The organism is Syntrophomonas sp. UBA5494 (assembly GCF_002426325.1).
The window spans coordinates 10,616-14,155 of record NZ_DIPG01000123.1 but is presented as its reverse complement, the minus strand read 5'-3'; the positions used below and the strand labels follow the sequence as shown (position 1 = coordinate 14,155).

At 51.3% G+C, this 3,540-nt stretch carries 4 protein-coding genes; 2 read left to right on the top strand and 2 right to left on the bottom strand.

Annotated features, from left to right (window positions below):
* Positions 1-51: 51 nt before the first annotated feature.
* Entirely contained in the window at positions 52-1,005 is a 954-nt protein-coding gene (locus B3W37_RS13500) for a ketopantoate reductase family protein (protein ID WP_483176131.1), read from the bottom strand.
* 240 nt (positions 1,006-1,245) lie between these two features.
* Between B3W37_RS13500 and B3W37_RS13495 the strand changes: the two genes are divergently transcribed.
* Both B3W37_RS13495 and B3W37_RS13490 read left to right on the top strand, forming a co-directional pair.
* The gene (locus B3W37_RS13495; protein WP_483171258.1) at positions 1,246-2,019 is read left to right on the top strand and encodes an alpha/beta hydrolase; all 774 of its coding nucleotides are present in this window, start codon (positions 1,246-1,248) and stop codon (positions 2,017-2,019) included.
* Between the two features lie 43 nt (positions 2,020-2,062).
* Entirely contained in the window at positions 2,063-2,842 is a 780-nt protein-coding gene (locus B3W37_RS13490) for an HD domain-containing protein (protein WP_483176130.1), read from the top strand.
* Between the two features lie 107 nt (positions 2,843-2,949).
* On the opposite strand, the gene B3W37_RS13485 is transcribed toward B3W37_RS13490, so the two are convergent.
* The gene (locus B3W37_RS13485) at positions 2,950-3,504 is read right to left on the bottom strand and encodes a glycerol-3-phosphate acyltransferase (protein WP_483171262.1); all 555 of its coding nucleotides are present in this window, start codon (positions 3,502-3,504) and stop codon (positions 2,950-2,952) included.
* Positions 3,505-3,540: the final 36 nt, after the last annotated feature.

Genomic DNA, 3,540 nt, shown 5'->3' with positions numbered 1-3,540 from the left:
CCCCCCCCCCCCGCGACACCAACAGAGGATATCGTCCGATTTTGCAAAGCATTAGCCGGCCTTGATAGCCCCCAGGGTTTCTTTGCACTGTAAAAGAGAGGTTATAACACGATTAACAGGTGTTTCCACCCCCAGGCGTTCCCCCAGCCTGACTACCGCACCGTTCAATGCCTCGATTTCGGTTTTTCGGCCCCGTTGAATATCCTGCAGCATGGAAGCCCGGTGAGCCGCGGTAGAAGGAACCATTTGACGGTAAAACGAACTCCGATAGGCCTCGCCGTCTTTCCAGGGGGTGGGCTGTTCCAGGGCTTTCAGGACCGCAAAAATCTCGTTTATGATTTGATCCATCAGCTGACGGCTCCATTCCATCTCGGCGAGTTTGCCGTAAGGCACCTCCAGAATAGCACCGAGAGGGTTCAGTGCTGAGTTATAAATGATTTTTGCCCATATTAACTCCATAATATTGGGTGACACCCGGGTGGGAATACCTGCCTCGCAAAAAACATCGGCCAGTTGTTGCAGCCGGTCTTCATCTATCAGTTGATGAGGATGGCCTAACAGAACATCATCAGCTATAACGGTCACCTGGGATATACCCGGCTCTAGGGTTACCGCACCGAAAATCACCCGCCCCAGGATGAGGCGGTCGGCGGCAATGTATTCGGAGGCGGCTTCATAATTGCCATAGCCATTTTGCGCCAGAAGCACATAGGTGTTATCCTTAATACAAGACTTTAAGACTTGAGATACCGAGGCAGTCTGGTAAGCCTTCACGGTAACTATAATCAAATCAAAATCCCGATCGGCTAACTGGTCTACGGAAGCCGCCACCTGATCTAAATAGGCCTGATGCTCGCCCCAAATACCCTGAATCTGAACCCCTTGCCGGCCGATACGGGATGCCACTGCAGGAATGTCGATACCGGACACCCGATGGCCGGCCCGCTTTAAAAGGCACGAGTATACTGAGCCCAGGGCCCCCAGGCCGAATACTAATATTTTCATCACTTAAACCGCCTTTTGTCATTTGATATGTTTTTGTATAGGGATGTTTCCAGTTAGTATTATACTCTATTGCGCTGCCGTCAAGAGGCTTTTATTTAGAAGACCGGTTTATCACGGCGGTGGATCGGGGTATGAGGGGCTGGCGCATTGATTTGCCCCAGGATTGCCAGCTGTTTGTAGACTGCCAGGTTTTTAAGCAGGCTGCTATTTGGTATTAAATATGGGGAAAGGGAGAATGATATGCCCGAATACAGTTATGTGGACCAGCCCCAGGTGCTGCAATATCTTTTTTATCCGCGGTCAGATGCCAGTGAAAATCCTCCCGGCAGCTACGATTATTTTGTGGAGGCCGGAGACAATGTCCGGGTGGCCTGCCGCTTTTATGTGGCCGATCCAGGCTGGCCCTGGATGCTCTACTTTCATGGCAACGGTGAAGTAGCCGGCGATTATGACCAAATCGCTCCCCTTTATCATCTCTGCAGGGTAAACCTGGTGGTGGCGGATTATCGCGGTTACGGATTAAGCCAGGGCAGGCCGTCGGTGACCGCTTTGATCAGTGATGCCGAACAGGTCTTAGCTGAAATCAAACGACAGGTCAAAGAGCGTTATAATCAGTCGGAGTGCTGGGTTATGGGGCGCTCTATGGGCAGCATCGCTGCACTGCACCTGGCCTATGGATACCCGCAAGAGATGAGGGGTTTTATCATTGAGAGCGGCTTTGCCAGCGTAACGCGCCTTATCACCCATTTTGGTATTATGGACCCCAATCCCCGCTTGAAGAGCATTGAAGAGGCTTGCCTGGAGATGATAGGGCAAATCAAGCTGCCAGCCCTGATTTTGCACGGGGACCGTGACACCCTGGTACCCTGGTCCGAGGGTAAGTTGATATATGACACCCTGGGCTCAGCTAATAAGCAAATGCTTACCATGCCCGGGGCCAGCCACAATGACATAATATTCCGCGACCTGCCGCGTTATTTTGGTGCCATTCAAGAATTCATAAACAATTGTTAAGTCAATTTTATATTACCATTTCAAGCAAGGGAAAAACGAGAACATGATATTGTCAAGGCTTATAAATAGAATTCACACTGATCCGGGCTGGCTTCAAGCTGACCCCTGGCGAGCTTATCGCCTGGTGTTGTTGGCAGCCCGTTTCGATATCCCTATCAACAGCGATGCTGTTGAATTAATCAGGTCTATTGATTACAGCGGTTTAGACCGGCAGCGCGTTTTCACAGAGCTGAGCAAATTGCTGTTCTTATCAGTCCGGCCATCCCGGGGGTTTCGTTATATGCTGAAATGCGGTATTTTAGAGCAGCTTCATCCGCTGCTCCATGCCCTGGTGGGATGCCGGCAGGAAAAGAGCCATCACCCTGAAGGCGATGTTTTTGAACATACCATGCTGGTTGTAGACCAATGCAGGCTGCGTATGAAAGATTCCGGCAATCCCCAGGCCTTGATGCTGGCCGCGCTTTTGCACGATATCGGTAAACCGGTTACCATTGGCCACCATAAGGGCAAGGTCACCTCTTATGGACATGATGTAATCGGCAGCAAGATGGCGGCCAGCTTTTTGACAGAATTCAAGGCTCCGCCAGATCTGGTCAGAACCGTACAGCAGCTGGTCAGAGAGCATATGCAGCCGGTTTTGTTGTATAAGCAAAAAGAAAAGGTCAGTAATAAAGCCATACGCCGCTTGCTGGGCAGGGTCAATGTGGACGAATTGTTGTTGCTATCGGAAGCCGACTATCTCGGCAGGGGGGGCGAAAGGGATTACCGGCCCATACGGGACTGGTTGTGCCGGCGCATAGAGCGCTTGAAACTGTCTTTGTAAATCACCTTACATACCTTCTGCAAATCAAGTGACCGTAACGGCTTCTATAGCCCGGCCCTATTTTTAAAATAAGTCTGTTTAATGCAGGGAGAGATTTCGATTCGAGGTCAGGCCGAGCGGCTATAGCTCAAATAATGTTTGAAAGCTATGATTAATCCCAGCGCAGCCAGCCAGATCAATGGGCCGGTGCTGAGAGCGCAGACTGCCATGGCGAATCCGCCGCCCATTGCGGCCGGGTCGGCTTGACGCCACAGGGCATAAACCAAGAGCCAGGCAACAATAAAAACCGCAATTGCCACAGGTTGAATTGACCATAGAAGACCGCCTAAACTGGTAGCCAGACCTTTGCCTCCGGAAAACTTCAGCCAAACCGGCCAGATATGGCCGCTTACCGCCGCTGTCACCCCCAACAGGGCATCGACCCCCAAACAATCTGCAATCCAGGCTGCGGCTGCTCCTTTTCCGCAATCCACAATAAACACTGCCAGGGCTGGCAGCCAGCCCATAATCAGGCGTGTATTCATGGTGCCCATATTGCCTGAGCCGTGCTCGCGAATGTCCAGGTGAAAGCAGGCGTTACCCAGAAGGTAAGCGCTGGGTATACTCCCTATAAGGTAGCACAGGGCTACTGTCTCTGCCATGAGCAAATAACCATATTCCATAAATCTTCCCATCCTGATCCCGCATTATTTCGGCGG

Coding starts and splice junctions, on each gene's coding strand:
- B3W37_RS13495 (WP_483171258.1), top strand. CDS start 1,246: ATGCCCGAATACAGTTATGTGGACCAGCCCCAGGTGCTGCAATATCTT.
- B3W37_RS13485 (WP_483171262.1), bottom strand. CDS start 3,504: ATGGAATATGGTTATTTGCTCATGGCAGAGACAGTAGCCCTGTGCTAC.
- B3W37_RS13490 (WP_483176130.1), top strand. CDS start 2,063: ATGATATTGTCAAGGCTTATAAATAGAATTCACACTGATCCGGGCTGG.
- B3W37_RS13500 (WP_483176131.1), bottom strand. CDS start 1,005: ATGAAAATATTAGTATTCGGCCTGGGGGCCCTGGGCTCAGTATACTCG.